This is a genomic window from Mangrovibacterium sp., assembly GCF_041596335.1.
GTDB lineage: Bacteria > Bacteroidota > Bacteroidia > Bacteroidales > Prolixibacteraceae > Mangrovibacterium.
The window spans coordinates 85675-101208 of record NZ_JBFHIT010000009.1; the positions used below are offsets into that span (position 1 = coordinate 85675).

Sequence of the window (15534 nt, forward strand, 5' to 3'; positions counted from 1 at the left end):
ATTTGCAATAGTAAACCCTAAAAAATATTGCTGTAAGTATCGTAAAAACAGACTTTTAGTTGTTAATAACTTTTGACCCTTAAATGGGTTTTGACCTGTCGTTCTAGCTTCACACACTGACGGCTTTCTTATTTTCCATTCCTCCCTTAATTCATTTTCGCTAAGTAAACTCTTTGCTTACCTTATTCCGAAACTAACCGGGCTTTTGTATCTTCGCCTTTAAACACGAATAGTATGAGCCGAACAATACGAACAGCCCTCGCTTCTTTTGGAATGTCTGGGATGGTTTTTCACGGACCATCGTTAAAAGTCAATCCTAATTTTCAGATCAGCAAGATTCTGGAGCGCTCTAAAAATTTGTCAGAGCCCAACTATCCCGAAGCAACTGTTGTTCGCGATTTCGATGAGCTTATAAGCGATTCGGCGATTGATTTGGTGCTGATTAACACGCCGGATTATCTTCATTACACAATGTGTAAACAGGCTCTTGAGGCCGGCAAGCATGTGGTCGTTGAGAAACCCTTTACCCAAACCATGGAACAAGCCAACGACTTAATTGAATTGGCAAAGAAAAAAGGGTTGGTGCTCACTGTTTATCAGAACAGGCGTTGGGATGGCGATTTTATGACTGTGAAAAAAATCTTGGAGGAAAAACAATTGGGGCGTCTGGTTGAGTTCGAGTCACATTTCGACCGTTATCGCAATTTCATACAACCAAATACATGGAAAGAAGAAGGGATTGACCGGGTAGGGGTATTGTACAACCTGGGGTCGCACATGGTCGATCAGGTGCTGAATTTGTTTGGAATGCCCGGTGAGGTGACGGCGCACCTGGCGAAACTGCGAACGGGTGGTGTGGTGCCCGATTATTATGACATTCGCCTACAGTACAATGGTTTTGCGGCCTTGCTTAAAAGCTCGTACCTGGTTCGGGAGCCGGGCCCACGGTATTCATTGCATGGTACGCTGGGGTCTTTTCAGAAATGGGGAATCGATCCGCAGGAAGAAGCTCTAAAGGCCGGGAAACTGCCAAATGAGTTTGGCTGGGGTGAAGAACCCGAAGAAGCATGGGGATTTTTACATACAGAGAACGAAGGTCAGCTTGTTCAAAAGCGACTGAAAACGATCGCTGGTAATTATGCCGTTTTTTACGAAAATGTCTATGACGCGATTGTGAATGGCGCTGATTTGTGGGTTAAGCCTGAAGAAAGTCGTGATTGTTTGAAAGTTCTCGAAGCTTGTTTGCTGAGTAATGCCGAAAAGCGAACGATTAAATTGTAGATCAGTTTTGCCGGTCGTCAAGCTCAACTTCTTTCCGAATCTTCCGTTCTTTTATTTTTCCATGATACAATACCACACTGTATTTCAGTGTCAGTGGAACATCTTTCTCGAGTAATATTGGTGAGCGTCCCGGGAAAACAGCATTTTGCATACTGGCTTTCTTACGTAGGATCCAGCTGTTGGCAGGCTGTGGGTTGGTTGGTGCGGCATATAAAATGATCCCTCCTTCACTTTTCCCGTTTTTTGCTATTGAGCCCCTTATGTGGATATAATCGCCGGCAGTTACCGGTAAATTTTGTGGTTCAATAAGGCCTTGATTCGATTTAAACTGCACATCATCAGTTAATTTTATCCGGGCAGAAAATCCTCCGTAGCCTTTATCGTTATCGGCTCCACCTAGCTGCAGGCTGTCAACCAGCGAAGTTAAACCGATGGTAAAATGAATAATTCGGAAGTTTCCTTTTTGTTGATGAAAAGTAAACGAGGTTGTTTCTTTGAGATAGGCTTCTTTACCTTCTTTGTACTTCGGCGAACTCCAAAAGGCGGTTGTGTGAACCTCCCCGTCGCCATTTTTCAGGCGACTGAATTCAATGGTCTTTACATCAATCGAGAAATCGATCAAATCCCAACCGTCGCTAATCTTTTTGTTGTCGATTAAAATCTGATGCCAGGCCCAAAATATACCACGATGATGGGGATGATCGTCCGGCGCATTTTCGGTGATGGTTGTGCCGTCAGGAAGCATCAGTGGATGAAGGAAATTGTTCCTTTTTTCGGACTGATTGATTCCCATTGGCTCTTTTTGGTAAAAGGCAACGTTTTTGCCTCCGTCGGTAATCCAAATTCCACCTTGTTCTTTTTTAATACTAATTTGCGCCGATGTTGTTCCGGCTCCCAACAGCAGAACAAATAGCACAATATTTAATTTTCTTATCATGGAGGTTTTAAGTCGATGGTTCTTGTTAGTCAGGCTTCTAAGTTAGAAAAATGAAAAAGAGATTGCATAATGATTACGCAATTATTGCAGAAAATGGGTATTACTGTAATCCTTTTTTAAAATTGAAAATGGTTGATGGTTGAATTGTTTCCCCGGAACGGTACCCCAGAAAAAGCTTCTTAATCCATTTGGGATTGGGAGCCTGATGTTTCAGATCGATTAAATAACGGCTGAAGCCGCTTTTTACTAACTGCTTTTTATACTGAAACAGATTGACAGGCCGATCCGGAATGACGATGGTGATTCCATCTGAAATCTGCTTGCGGTAAGTTTTATTGAATTCATCTTTAAACTGATGATTTTCGTTCTCAACTTTCACGGGCATACGCGAATAAAACAGCTCCGGAATGCTGTGCAACAACACAATACCCTGCCTGTTCTGCAGATTATTCAGGTTTTCGAAATCATTTTCGAGCGAGTAGCAAAAGTTTAGGGCATTTTGACTGTTAATGAATTTCGATGCCGCATCGTTGTAAACGTAAACTTGCTCGTTACAGCTCATCCGGCAGTTATTCGGCAGTAAGTTTTTCTGCGACAAATGACTGACAAAAAAATGATTGATACCATTCGATTCCGCTGTCGCAATCAGTTTTCGCCATTGATCGAGCTGCCCTTCAGCAATAAATTTGGGTAGTTCGATGGCTATTTTAGTCTTGTTTTTTCGAATGAAACTTTGGTCCCAGCTTAGTTCATTCAACTGTTGCCGGCTAAGCGACAGAATAATGCAATCCACCTCTTCAGCCCGAATAAACGGAAACCAACCGGTATCGTCAATACGCAAAAACAGACTTTGGTTCGGGCTCGGTTTTGTTGCGATGTTCTGTTGGCTGATCATTTGACTTTTCTTCTGAAAGTTCAGCTGAACCCGTGGAGCCTGAACTTTAGGGAGGCGGGAAGGGAAGGATTGCTCGCGGCGACCAATCCAGTAAACTTCGTCACCCGAATTTACGGTCTCTTCGCTTCGGTTCGGAAAACTATATCGGCCGTTTTCTTCCCATACGTCTTCCAGCTTTAAACTGGTTGTTTTATTCGTTTTCGCATGCTGAATTCGAATACGGTCGTTGTTTTTAAGCTCCTGAGTACTAAAAATAGTAATCTCCGATTTGGTGGCGCGAATCACTTGCCCCAACGGAATGCCGGTATTCGAATTGTCCGCAATGGCTTCTGAAACATCGCTGGCCAGAAAGTAGCCCGTTTTGGCCCGTCCAAAATCTAACCGAAGCATTTCTTCTGCCTCCGCTTTGCGATCCGGATGATCGAGCACTAAACGGTAAGCCGATGCGACCTGGTAAACATAGTCGGCCGACTTCATCCGTCCTTCAACTTTCAACGAATGGATGCCAGCGCTGTTCAGCTTTTCAATGTTTGCCAGTTGTTGATTATCCTTTAGGTTGAACAGGTATTTCTGTTGATTATCATCGTTGTATACCATGCGGCACGGCTGACTGCACATTCCGCGGTTGGCGCCCCGGCCACCAATGTAGCTGCTAAAAAAGCACTGTCCCGAAAACGAATAACAGAGTGCTCCGTGAATAAAAACTTCGAGTTCGCAGGCCGGATTTTTCGAGATCGTCTCAATCTCTGTCGCGGTTAGTTCACGTGCCAAAACAACTCGTTTAATTCCAAGTCGAGCGGCAAACTCTACGCCAACCGAATTGTGCGTTCCCATTTGGGTGCTGGCATGCACGATAAGCTTAGGGAAAAACTGTTTGGCTAGTGCAAATACTCCCCAATCCTGAACAATAATGGCATCGACTCCAACTTTCTCCAGATAGGCTAAAAAGTCGAGCAACTTGGGAAGCTCTTTATTTTTGATCACGGTATTGAGGGTGATATACACCTTTACCCCGTGGTTTCGGGCTTCCTGCATGATCGCCGGTAATTGGTCTTCGCTGAAGTTGTTGGCACGAACCCGCGCATTAAACTGTTTCAAGCCCAGATAAACCGCATCGGCACCACCTCGGGTGGCCGCCCGAAACGAATCTACACTCCCGGCCGGAACCAGTAATTCCGCTTTGTTTTTCCCCATTATTGACATTTTTGGCAAAAATAGCATTAAAATTTCAAGTACCTACGATCTAAAATCCGACTTAAGTGTAAAGCAATTTTTACAATCATTATTCGCTCATCGGCCAGAATTCAGCTTTCATCCCACGAAAGCATTCGTTCATGAAATTACGTTCGAAAAACTTACTGTGGTCATAATAAAAATATAAATTGGAAGTCTGTTTTTACGCGTAGGGAGAAAGCCGCTTTGGATTGAAGAGAAAGAGTACTTTGAGGAAACACAGTTTAACTGGCAGCATTCCGAAACCAACCGCCTGAAAATAAAAACTCCCACCGAAGCGGGAGTATAGGTTTTAACACCTTCGGCATATAGCCTTATTGTGATAAGATGTAAAATGATTCAATTTTATGTCTGCTAAAGTAAAGAATTGATAAATACAAAACAATAGATAATATAAAAAAATAAACTTATGGCTAAAATACTGGGACTTGACTTAGGCACCAACAGCATCGGCTGGGCAGTGGTGGACGCTACAATGAAAGATGGACAGGTTGAACGTTACTTATCGATTTCTGATTCAGGAGTTCGGATTTTTCCCGAAGGCGTTGAACCAAACACAATCGGGCAAGGCGATAAAGAACAGTCGAAAAATGCAACAAGGAGAGAACATCGACAAATGCGTCGTCAGTTTTATCGCAAGAAGTTGAGAAAAGTGAAATTGCTTGAGGCTCTGGTTAAACTGAAAATGTGTCCCTTGTCTGTCGATGGCCTTAAGGGATGGAGTAAATGGGAAAAGTCTCAGAAAACCAATGGGCAACAATTTCCATCGGAGCCGGATTTTGTTGAATGGCTTAAACTTAATCCATACGAGTTACGTGCCAAAGCGTTAGATGAACAGCTTAGTATGCAGGAACTAGGCCGCATTTTTTATCATTTCATACAACGCCGAGGATTTTTAAGTAGTCGAAAGGGGAGCGATGATGGAGCGATATACAAAGGCAAGGAAAATATGTCGGGGATTGATAGTACCCGTGTGCTGATGGACGGACAAACACTTGGAAAAGCGCTACATGACATATCATATAAGCCTGGTGAAAAATACCACAACAAAATAGACAAAGATGGGAAAGCCTTGAGGTTGCGTGCCCGATATACCCAACGGGACATGTATATTGACGAATTTCAGAGAATTTGGGAAAAACAAGCCGCTCGATTAGACCTAGACCGGAGAGTAATGCCTGTGCGGAAAATCCGATTTCTGAAAGGTAGTTTGGAAAGTCCCCGCAACCAGCATAAGCTGGAAAAGTACAAGGAAAAATATGGCGAGAATAACCTCTTTATCGAGGACAATAAAGTGACAAGTATTGCTGAAATTCCTTTGAAAAAATATTTTGCCGGTGAAATTGAAGAGTTGGATGGACAATTGAAGTTTAAAAGTAACGAGAGTTTGTTGTTTTGGCAACGGCCACTTCGATCTCAGAAGAACTTGCTGGACAACTGTCGTTTCGAGAACAACCGGCCTGTGCTAATGACAAACGGACAATACCGGATGAAAAATGGGGAATTGGTGCTCCGTAGCAAAAAGCCTTGCCCTTTGTCTCACCCCGAGTTTGAACTGTTCAGGGCCTATCAGTTCATTAATAACATCCGGTACGGAAAAGGACAGAAGCTGACCTTGGAACAGCGACAACAAGTATTGGAACTGATGAACGGCAGAGATGGTAATTTCAATTTTGAAGAAATACCGAAGGCATTGAAGTTGACTTATGAGAAGTTCAACTACGACAATGACCAGAAAATAGCAGGGAACACTACAATAAAAAAACTAACTCCGCTTTTTCCCGCTAGCATTTGGGAACGCAACTATGAGGTTATTTGGCATTGCTTCTATTTTTATGATGATAATGAGCGATTGTTTGCAAAACTGAAAAAGGATTTTCAATTAAAAGTTGACGACCCTGATAAAATTTCGAAAATCCGATTGAAAGACGGTTATTCGAATGTTTCGTTGAAAGCAATCCGCAATATCAATCCGTTTTTGGAAAAAGGCTATTTGTACGCTGACTCTGTTGTATTAGGGGGCGTAAAAAACGCTTTTGGATATCGTTGGGGAAATTTTGAAATGTACCAGGATGAAATTGAGCGGGCTGTATGTCAGATATTGCGGGAAGACAATAAAGAAGGTGAAGGCATCGAAAAAATAAAAGAATGGTTAGCCTCTCCGGTGAATAGTTACGGTTTCTCGAAAAAAGATCCGGCGTTTTCGCAATTATATCATCACAGTCAGGAAATTTTGAAGAAAGAACGCCTGGCTTTAGTGCCTGAGCTGGAAAATTTACGGAACCCGATTGTTCAACAAGCACTACAGGAGATGCGCCGTTTAGTGAATTCGTTGTTGAAAAAATATCGGGAAAAAGAGCCTGACTTTTCGTTTGACCGGATTCATGTGGAAATGGGGCGCGACCTAAAAAACAACAAAACTAAGCGCCAAGATTTAACGCGTAAGATCAGGGATAATGAGAAAAAGAATGATGAGGCCCGGAAGCGACTGGAAGAATTTGGATTGCGACCGACTCGGGATAACTTATTGCGCTATTTACTGTACGATGAAATTCAAATGCATGTGTCTGGGCCCGTTCTCTGCCCTTATACCGGCAAGGTGATTAGCATGGCCGACCTAATTGGCGGAGGCAATACCGTACAAATTGAACACATGGTTCCTTACAGCGTATCGCTCGACGATAGTTTCGGAAACAAAACTCTTTGTGAAGCCAACTTTAATCGGATGAAAGGCGAGAAAACCCCTTATGAGTTTTACCTGACTAACCCGGATTATAAACTTTGGGGCATCAATAAATATCCAGATTTGGAGGATGGCTGGAAAGAAATTTCGGAACGGGCTTTCAAGGTGTTACCCTACCCAAAAGCTAAACGTTTTACTGTGAAGAAGAAGATTGAAAAAACTGATTTTATTGAACGCCAGCTAAACGACACACGATACATTAGTCGCAAAGCGGTTGAATCATTATCGGCCATCTGTAGCGATGTGCGCATGTTGCCAGGACAGGTAACCGCCGAGTTGCGTCACCTCTGGGGAATCAACAATATTCTGAACCCTGTTCTGGGAATTGAAAACTTTAAAGCCGAAGTGAGGGGTGACGAACGGTTGACCTATTATGTGGTTACTGATGAAGATAACCGGGTATTGGCAATGCAGCGAAAATCAAACGACCGTCCGGAAACTGGCGCTGAACAACTGGTGCTGACCGGAGCTGTAAATAAGGGAGCTTTTTCGTCGAAATATTTACGTATGAAAATAGATGCACCTAATTTGAAAGATGGTGAATACTGGGCTGTGGTGAATGTTTCGGCACCACATTCATTTCAATCGGTATTTGCTGAAAAACCCGATGGGGATGAGCAGCGGCTTGTATTTAAAGGTCGGGTTGAAAAACAGTTTTTTACAAACGATACGGTTGGCAAACGGATTAAGGCAGAGGGATTGGATAATGGCGCTTACTGGGCCAGCTTCAGCATAAAAGAAAAGCAGTTTAAACTGGCGGAAGGAAAAGGCAAACTAAAAACAAGCGGATCATCAATCGCTCTGTTTGGCGAAATCCGCAACGGGCAGTTTAGTTGTCACATTTACCAATGCGAAACTAGCTTACCCGACGGAAAATACTGGGCTTTGCTCGAACTGGATTTTGAGCAGGTTGATTATGTGCGAGCTGTAAACCCCAAACCGGAACCTGCAGAGCGGCAATTGATAAGCTATACCACCGTTGACGAGGATGGTTGGATGGCTGCAGATCCGGATCCCGGTTATCGTCGTAAGGTAACTAAAGCGAAAGGTCGTTATTATTGTATGTTCGATATTGAATTAGTTGAAGAAACATTGCATCCATTGGAGAATGAGGCCCCCGTACCAGCCAAAGGGCAACGTTTAACGGAGGCTACGGTTTGGGTTGATAGAAATACAGGAGAGATTAAATACGACCCGAAAAAGAATCGCGATGACCATCGCCATCATGCTATTGATGCGATTACGGTAGCCTTGACCGAACAGGGCTTTTTGCAAAGATTGAGCACCTACCATGCTCAGGAGGAGAATAAAAAACGGGGAATCGACAGCACCAAAAAATTTCCGGAACCATGGTTGGGCTTTACAGACGATGTGCGAAAGGCAGCGGAAGCTATGTTTATTTCACACAAACAAAATAACAAGATACTGACCAAAATTTCAAAAACAGTTGTGAAAAACGGCGAAGCTCATCGAAGCGTAGGTTTTGCAGCACGAGGGCAATTACATAAGGAAACCGTGTTTGGAAAGAGAAAGGCGCCTGGGCAATCAGAGGATTCGTATCACATCCGAAAAGATATCATCGGTCTAAAGGATAAAAAGCAGATCAATAAAGTGGTCGATGATACAATCCGCAAACTCATTTTAGATCACTTGCGGGATAATTGTGATGTTGATGTTGCAAAAGCTAATTTTTCGATCCCAAAGGACGCTTTCTTCAGAGATGGGCAATACCGCCTATTTTTGCCGAACCGAAAGGGAGGAGAACCGGTTCCTGTGAAAAAAGTGCGTTTGCGCGAAAATATAGGAAATGCTATTTTGCTAAAACAGAACATCAAGCAGTATGTAAATCCTCGGAATAATCACCATGTGCTAATATATGAAGATTTTGATGGAAAACTTCAGGAACAAGTAGTTTCATTTATCGAAGTGGTAGAGCGACAGCGCCAACAATCCGCTGTTTATAAACTACCAGAAGATGGTAAGCAAATGATCAGTACACTTGAAATTAACGATATGTTCCTTTTAGGTGTTGACGAAGGTGTAGATATCAATCAAGTAAATGCATCCATATTGAGCAAACACTTATATCGGGTGCAAAAAGTGTCGAGTTCTTATTATACATTTCGGCATCACTTAGCATCTACAATAACGAATAAAGATGAGGAAATTTATATCCAGAGTTTTGGAGCGTGGGGAAAATACAACCCTATTAAGGTAACCGTCGACCCACTTGGCAACATCAAACCAATTTAGTAGACTGATCAACTGTTTTCCAAAGTCTCAAACTTTGGAAAACAGTTAGATCGAAACAACTCAAAACGATGAAAGTCAACACAAAATGAGAGTAACCGAAGCTCACCGCAAAAAAAACAATTCGGATTTCGACACGACCAGGGCGAACCGTAACTTGTTGCAGCGAAATGTGAAAAACCGGAACGGAATGACATCTGACCAGGTTGTATTGCATTCAGATTCCATCATCGTAGTTTGCCTTGGTATAGTTTGTTTCGCTGATGATTGGTCTGAAGCTTGTTTCGAAGAGTAGAGTCTAATGCGCTAAACATCAGGTTTATGAAACGTGTCAATGCAGCTTTGTTTCACGAGATTTTGAAGGTTCCAGGAAACGGCTAACATAGTAATAAGAAGAGATGAATACAGAACCACTTCAATACGGTCAATTTTATCACATCTATAACCGGGGGATTAACAGTTGCGCGTTGTTTCGGGAACCGACCAATTATGAGCATTTCCTACGACTGTATGATCACCATATATCGCCTGTGGCTGATACTTATGCCTGGGTTTTAATGGGGAATCACTTTCATGTTTTGGTGCGGATAAAGGAAGAGGCAGACATCAAAGACCTTCAAGGTTTCGAAAAGCTTGAAGGTCTGAAAAACCGGAATCGGGTAAACCAACAATTTGCCAATCTTTTTAACGCATACACGAAAGCTTACAATAAACGTTATACCCGTACTGGTGCCTTGTTCGAACATCCATTCCGGCGCATTCGAGTCGAATCGTTGGCTCAATTAAAATATTTGGTGTACTACATTCACCACAATCCGATCCATCACGGATACTGCGAGCACTACCTCGATTATCCCTGGAGTTCGTACCTATCAATTATGTCGCCCAAACAAACTCGCTTGAAACGGGATGCGGTACTGAAATGGTACGCTAATGTGCAACAGTTTCAAGTTTATCATGGACAGCAGTCGCTGGAGCGATATCGGGAGCTTCAACTGGAGTTTATTCACTCAACCAAACTTTGAAGGTTAGGAAAACCTTCAAAGTTCAAAAAGAAGAAAAATGCTAAAACGAACCTTGTTTTTTTCACAAGCCTACCACTTGAGCCTGCGCGATTGCCAGTTGGTAATTCAGTCGAAAGATGAAATGATGAGCAAAACTGTCCCGATCGAAGACATCGGCTTCATTGTTCTGGAACATCCGCAAATCTCAATCACCATGAAAGTGATGGAGCAGTTGAATGCCAACAATGTGGCGGTGGTGTTTTGCGACAGCCAGCACATGCCTTCATCGATGTTGCTAAATCTGGAAAGCCATAGCCTGCAAAGTGAATTATTTCGAGCGCAAGTGAGTGCTTCAGAACCCTTGAAAAAGAACTTATGGAAGCAGACCATTGAAGCAAAAATTACCAATCAGGCAGCCCACCTCGAGCAACAAGGTAATAAATCGCACGAGCTTAGGGCCTATGCCAAAAGCGTGAAAAGTGGCGATACTGAAAACCGCGAAGGGCTTGCAGCCCGCATCTATTGGTCGCGATTAATTGGCAATGGCTTTACTCGCGACCGCTACGGCGATCCTCCCAACCACTTGCTCAATTACGGGTACATTCTCTTGCGATCGGCCGTTGCCCGGGCATTGGTGGGATCGGGTTTACTGCCAACCCTGGGAATTCACCATCACAATAAGTACAACGCGTTTTGCCTGGCCGACGATGTGATGGAACCCTACCGGCCGTTTGTCGACCAACTAGCGCTGCGTGTTTATGGCGATTATCCGGACGATTTGTTCTTAAAAAAAGAAATGAAAGCTCAAATGTTGAGTTTGATGGCTGGCGATGTTTGGATTGATGGCAACCGACGCCCGCTAATGGTTGCGCTCTCTCAAACTACGGCTTCTTTAAGTCGCTGTTTTAGTGGCGAGAGCCGAAAGATTGTTTATCCTGAATTCAACTAACTGGATAATTAGACCTTCAAGGTTTCGAACACCTTGAAGGTCTATTTATAGAAGAACCATGGAACAAATCCGATTAAATGCCTATCATATTATGTGGTTGTTTGTCTTCTTCGATTTGCCGGTAACATCAAAAAAGGAACGGAGACAGGCGGCCCGATTTCGGAAAGATCTAATGAAAGATGGCTTTTCAATGATGCAATTTTCTGTGTATATTCGTCATTGTGCCAGCAAAGAAAGTGCCGATGTACACCTGAAACGAGTGAACGATTTTGTTCCGGAGAAAGGGCAGGTGAGTATTCTGTCGGTTACCGATAAGCAGTATGGTAACATTACCAATTTTTGGGGTAAAAAGGACGATCCCCTGCCAGAAGGCCCCCGGCAACTGGAAATGTTTTAAATTTACTGCGGAAATAAGAAACACATACATTCGTTCTTTGACAGACTGACAAATTTGGCTAGTTTTACAACGATAGAATTTAAAAAATTAGACATCATTCCGCTTCTTTGATACAAATCGGGCATTTTTAGAATTGAAAAATGCTTCAAAAGTCCCGCAAAATAAGGGAATAGGAGCTCAAGGTTGTGGTTTGATGTAAAATGACCAAGACTTTCAACTAAGTTATTCAGCATGGCAAACAATTGTAGTTGTGGTTTGATGTAAAATGACCAAGACTTTCAACAATCAGCAGAGAGAATGGTCACTATATCATGTTGTGGTTTGATGTAAAATGACCAAGACTTTCAACCATAACAATTTGTACACTAACTATCATCAGGTTGTGGTTTGATGTAAAATGACCAAGACTTTCAACATTCGATCATTTTTTTAACTGTTGCTCTGTGTTGTGGTTTGATGTAAAATGACCAAGACTTTCAACTCTGACTTGTCTAGTTTGCGTGAGTCTGTTGTTGTGGTTTGATGTAAAATGACCAAGACTTTCAACATCTATTGTTCGAGGCTCACTCGATGCTCAGTTGTGGTTTGATGTAAAATGACCAAGACTTTCAACTATGTTAAGCGGTTCGAGAAATGGATCTGCGTTGTGGTTTGATGTAAAATGACCAAGACTTTCAACTGTGCCTTTTGGTCATAGCATAAATAAGTGGTTGTGGTTTGATGTAAAATGACCAAGACTTTCAACAATAACCAACCTCGCCTTAGAAAGCATTACGTTGTGGTTTGATGTAAAATGACCAAGACTTTCAACAATTATTTAAAGCGGTTAAAATTTCCTTTTGTTGTGGTTTGATGTAAAATGACCAAGACTTTCAACATCGCCCTGACCTGTTCGGTTTGATATGTGGTTGTGGTTTGATGTAAAATGACCAAGACTTTCAACTTAGGAACATTTGAACAACGATTAAGGTATGTTGTGGTTTGATGTAAAATGACCAAGACTTTCAACCAAACGTGAAAATTCCTGTCGCTGTTGAAAGTTGTGGTTTGATGTAAAATGACCAAGACTTTCAACTTTCTGTGGCAATAGTCGATTCGGAGGGGCGTTGTGGTTTGATGTAAAATGACCAAGACTTTCAACAATAACTAAGTGGTCATCTTCAGCCAGTCGTTGTGGTTTGATGTAAAATGACCAAGACTTTCAACCCGTCCTGGAAGTTTGCACACGTCTGTTGCGTTGTGGTTTGATGTAAAATGACCAAGACTTTCAACCCGATTTTTCGATTGCCTCAGTTAGGTAAGGTTGTGGTTTGATGTAAAATGACCAAGACTTTCAACTTCGAATAATTCGCCGTCGAATGCGAATGCGTTGTGGTTTGATGTAAAATGACCAAGACTTTCAACGGATAGCCTGATCGTTCACCCCGATCCTGTGTTGTGGTTTGATGTAAAATGACCAAGACTTTCAACTTTGTACTGGATGTGCGTAAAGACAAAAGTGTTGTGGTTTGATGTAAAATGACCAAGACTTTCAACATGTGCAGGAAATTCTCGGCAGGCGTACAGTTGTGGTTTGATGTAAAATGACCAAGACTTTCAACGTGTAATCTTATGAACTTCAATGTTTCGATGTTGTGGTTTGATGTAAAATGACCAAGACTTTCAACCGCAGAGCAAAGGGCAAAGGCATTTTTCGGTTGTGGTTTGATGTAAAATGACCAAGACTTTCAACTCAACCCCCTATTTCATCAAGGACAATTTCGTTGTGGTTTGATGTAAAATGACCAAGACTTTCAACCATTTTTTAAAAGGCAGACGCAAGTTAAACGTTGTGGTTTGATGTAAAATGACCAAGACTTTCAACAAATTTGTTCGCACTATCAAAGGCAATTTGGTTGTGGTTTGATGTAAAATGACCAAGACTTTCAACAACATTGTAGTTTTTTAGTGTAAGTATGCGGTTGTGGTTTGATGTAAAATGACCAAGACTTTCAACTAAAGGCTGAATATATAGGTAAGGCAGGAAGTTGTGGTTTGATGTAAAATGACCAAGACTTTCAACGCATCGCAAGTTTTTCTTTTTCTTCCCGAAGTTGTGGTTTGATGTAAAATGACCAAGACTTTCAACTGCCGCCGCTTGCGTCAACATCGCCGACCTGTTGTGGTTTGATGTAAAATGACCAAGACTTTCAACGATCGTTTTTTTGTCTTATTCAGTAAAGCAGTTGTGGTTTGATGTAAAATGACCAAGACTTTCAACTTCATAATCGTTATTGAAGGAACGTCGGCCGTTGTGGTTTGATGTAAAATGACCAAGACTTTCAACTGTTGATGTTGAGTTTGAAGTTCCACTTGGGTTGTGGTTTGATGTAAAATGACCAAGACTTTCAACTAGTTACAGGCAATACTACTTTAGTCCTCCGTTGTGGTTTGATGTAAAATGACCAAGACTTTCAACAAGATTATTCGCAGTCGACACAGTAACCCCGTTGTGGTTTGATGTAAAATGACCAAGACTTTCAACTCGTACTTTGCGGCTGACACACGACCGGAAGTTGTGGTTTGATGTAAAATGACCAAGACTTTCAACTTGCACTAAGCGACTGGGACGAATTCCGCAGTTGTGGTTTGATGTAAAATGACCAAGACTTTCAACACAGACCAAAACCCCGCCCGCTTCGCCTTAGTTGTGGTTTGATGTAAAATGACCAAGACTTTCAACAAGCGATTCTACGGCTATGTCTACTGACTGGTTGTGGTTTGATGTAAAATGACCAAGACTTTCAACAGCTATGAAAATACCATTCGCAACATCCGGTTGTGGTTTGATGTAAAATGACCAAGACTTTCAACTATGTACAACAATATCACCCTGGTTCTTTAGTTGTGGTTTGATGTAAAATGACCAAGACTTTCAACAATAATTGAAATGTGTAGTCATCATGCTCAGTTGTGGTTTGATGTAAAATGACCAAGACTTTCAACAGGACTAAGAAAAAAAGATCGAAGATTTCCGTTGTGGTTTGATGTAAAATGACCAAGACTTTCAACGATAAGATGAATATAGCTTTGTCAGCTGAGGTTGTGGTTTGATGTAAAATGACCAAGACTTTCAACTTCCACGAACAATCGACCGCGAGGAGTTTAGTTGTGGTTTGATGTAAAATGACCAAGACTTTCAACTTTTTCAGGATTCGACGGAACTGGCTGGGGTTGTGGTTTGATGTAAAATGACCAAGACTTTCAACTTGCGCCCGGCTGAAATTTGCCGATTACACGTTGTGGTTTGATGTAAAATGACCAAGACTTTCAACAGTAACAAATATTAAGTAGTGAACGATGATGTTGTGGTTTGATGTAAAATGACCAAGACTTTCAACTTCATAAGCGGGCAACTAAGCGAGTGCTCGTTGTGGTTTGATGTAAAATGACCAAGACTTTCAACGTACCTTGCCGCACTTGTTTGGCGTAGGCTGTTGTGGTTTGATGTAAAATGACCAAGACTTTCAACGACCAGGCAAATGCAGTAATGCCCTAAACAGTTGTGGTTTGATGTAAAATGACCAAGACTTTCAACGTAGCATAAACAAACAAACAACCAAATGAGGTTGTGGTTTGATGTAAAATGACCAAGACTTTCAACACCGGCGGTAATGGCTGCGGCCACCACCAAGTTGTGGTTTGATGTAAAATGACCAAGACTTTCAACTCCATGATTTCACCAGGCACAACATATCCCGTTGTGGTTTGATGTAAAATGACCAAGACTTTCAACCGTTCGAGCTTGTATGCGGAACATGTGCGCGTTGTGGTTTGATGTAAAATGACCAAGACTTTCAACGACC

At 42.1% G+C, this 15534-nt stretch carries 7 protein-coding genes and 1 CRISPR repeat array; of the genes, 5 read left to right on the top strand and 2 right to left on the bottom strand.

Features of this window, described 5'->3' with window-relative positions:
• Positions 1–234 precede the first annotated feature (234 nt).
• Positions 235–1281, top strand: coding sequence for a Gfo/Idh/MocA family oxidoreductase (locus ABZD21_RS05460; protein WP_372773483.1), 1047 nt, complete (start codon positions 235–237; stop codon positions 1279–1281).
• Position 1282: 1 nt separating this feature from the next.
• Here the strand turns inward: ABZD21_RS05460 and ABZD21_RS05465 are convergent, their stop codons facing one another.
• Together ABZD21_RS05465 and ABZD21_RS05470 are read right to left on the bottom strand one after the other, a co-directional pair.
• Positions 1283–2218 (bottom strand): DUF6807 family protein, encoded by a 936-nt coding sequence (locus ABZD21_RS05465; RefSeq protein WP_372773484.1) that lies wholly within the window; start codon positions 2216–2218, stop codon positions 1283–1285.
• A gap of 100 nt (positions 2219–2318) precedes the next feature.
• Positions 2319–4307 (bottom strand): peptidase U32 family protein, encoded by a 1989-nt coding sequence (locus ABZD21_RS05470; RefSeq protein ID WP_372773485.1) that lies wholly within the window; start codon positions 4305–4307, stop codon positions 2319–2321.
• Positions 4308–4755: 448 nt separating this feature from the next.
• Between ABZD21_RS05470 and cas9 the strand changes: the two genes are divergently transcribed.
• The 4 genes from cas9 (at position 4756) to cas2 (ending at position 11689) form a co-directional block, all read left to right on the top strand.
• Complete coding sequence (cas9, locus tag ABZD21_RS05475; RefSeq protein ID WP_372773487.1) at positions 4756–9342, top strand: type II CRISPR RNA-guided endonuclease Cas9; 4587 nt, start codon at positions 4756–4758, stop codon at positions 9340–9342.
• Positions 9343–9737: 395 nt separating this feature from the next.
• Positions 9738–10364: a transposase gene (locus ABZD21_RS05480; RefSeq protein ID WP_372773489.1), complete on the top strand. Its 627-nt coding sequence runs from the start codon at positions 9738–9740 to the stop codon at positions 10362–10364.
• A gap of 37 nt (positions 10365–10401) precedes the next feature.
• On the top strand, positions 10402–11292 hold the full coding sequence (gene cas1 / locus ABZD21_RS05485; protein WP_372773491.1) for a type II CRISPR-associated endonuclease Cas1: 891 nt from the start codon (positions 10402–10404) through the stop codon (positions 11290–11292).
• Positions 11293–11350: 58 nt separating this feature from the next.
• Positions 11351–11689: a CRISPR-associated endonuclease Cas2 gene (gene cas2 / locus ABZD21_RS05490; RefSeq protein WP_372773493.1), complete on the top strand. Its 339-nt coding sequence runs from the start codon at positions 11351–11353 to the stop codon at positions 11687–11689.
• A 182-nt stretch (positions 11690–11871) separates the two neighbouring features.
• A CRISPR array of direct repeats spans positions 11872–15530; the repeat unit is 36 nt; unit sequence GTTGTGGTTTGATGTAAAATGACCAAGACTTTCAAC.
• The last annotated feature ends 4 nt before the right edge of the window (positions 15531–15534 follow it).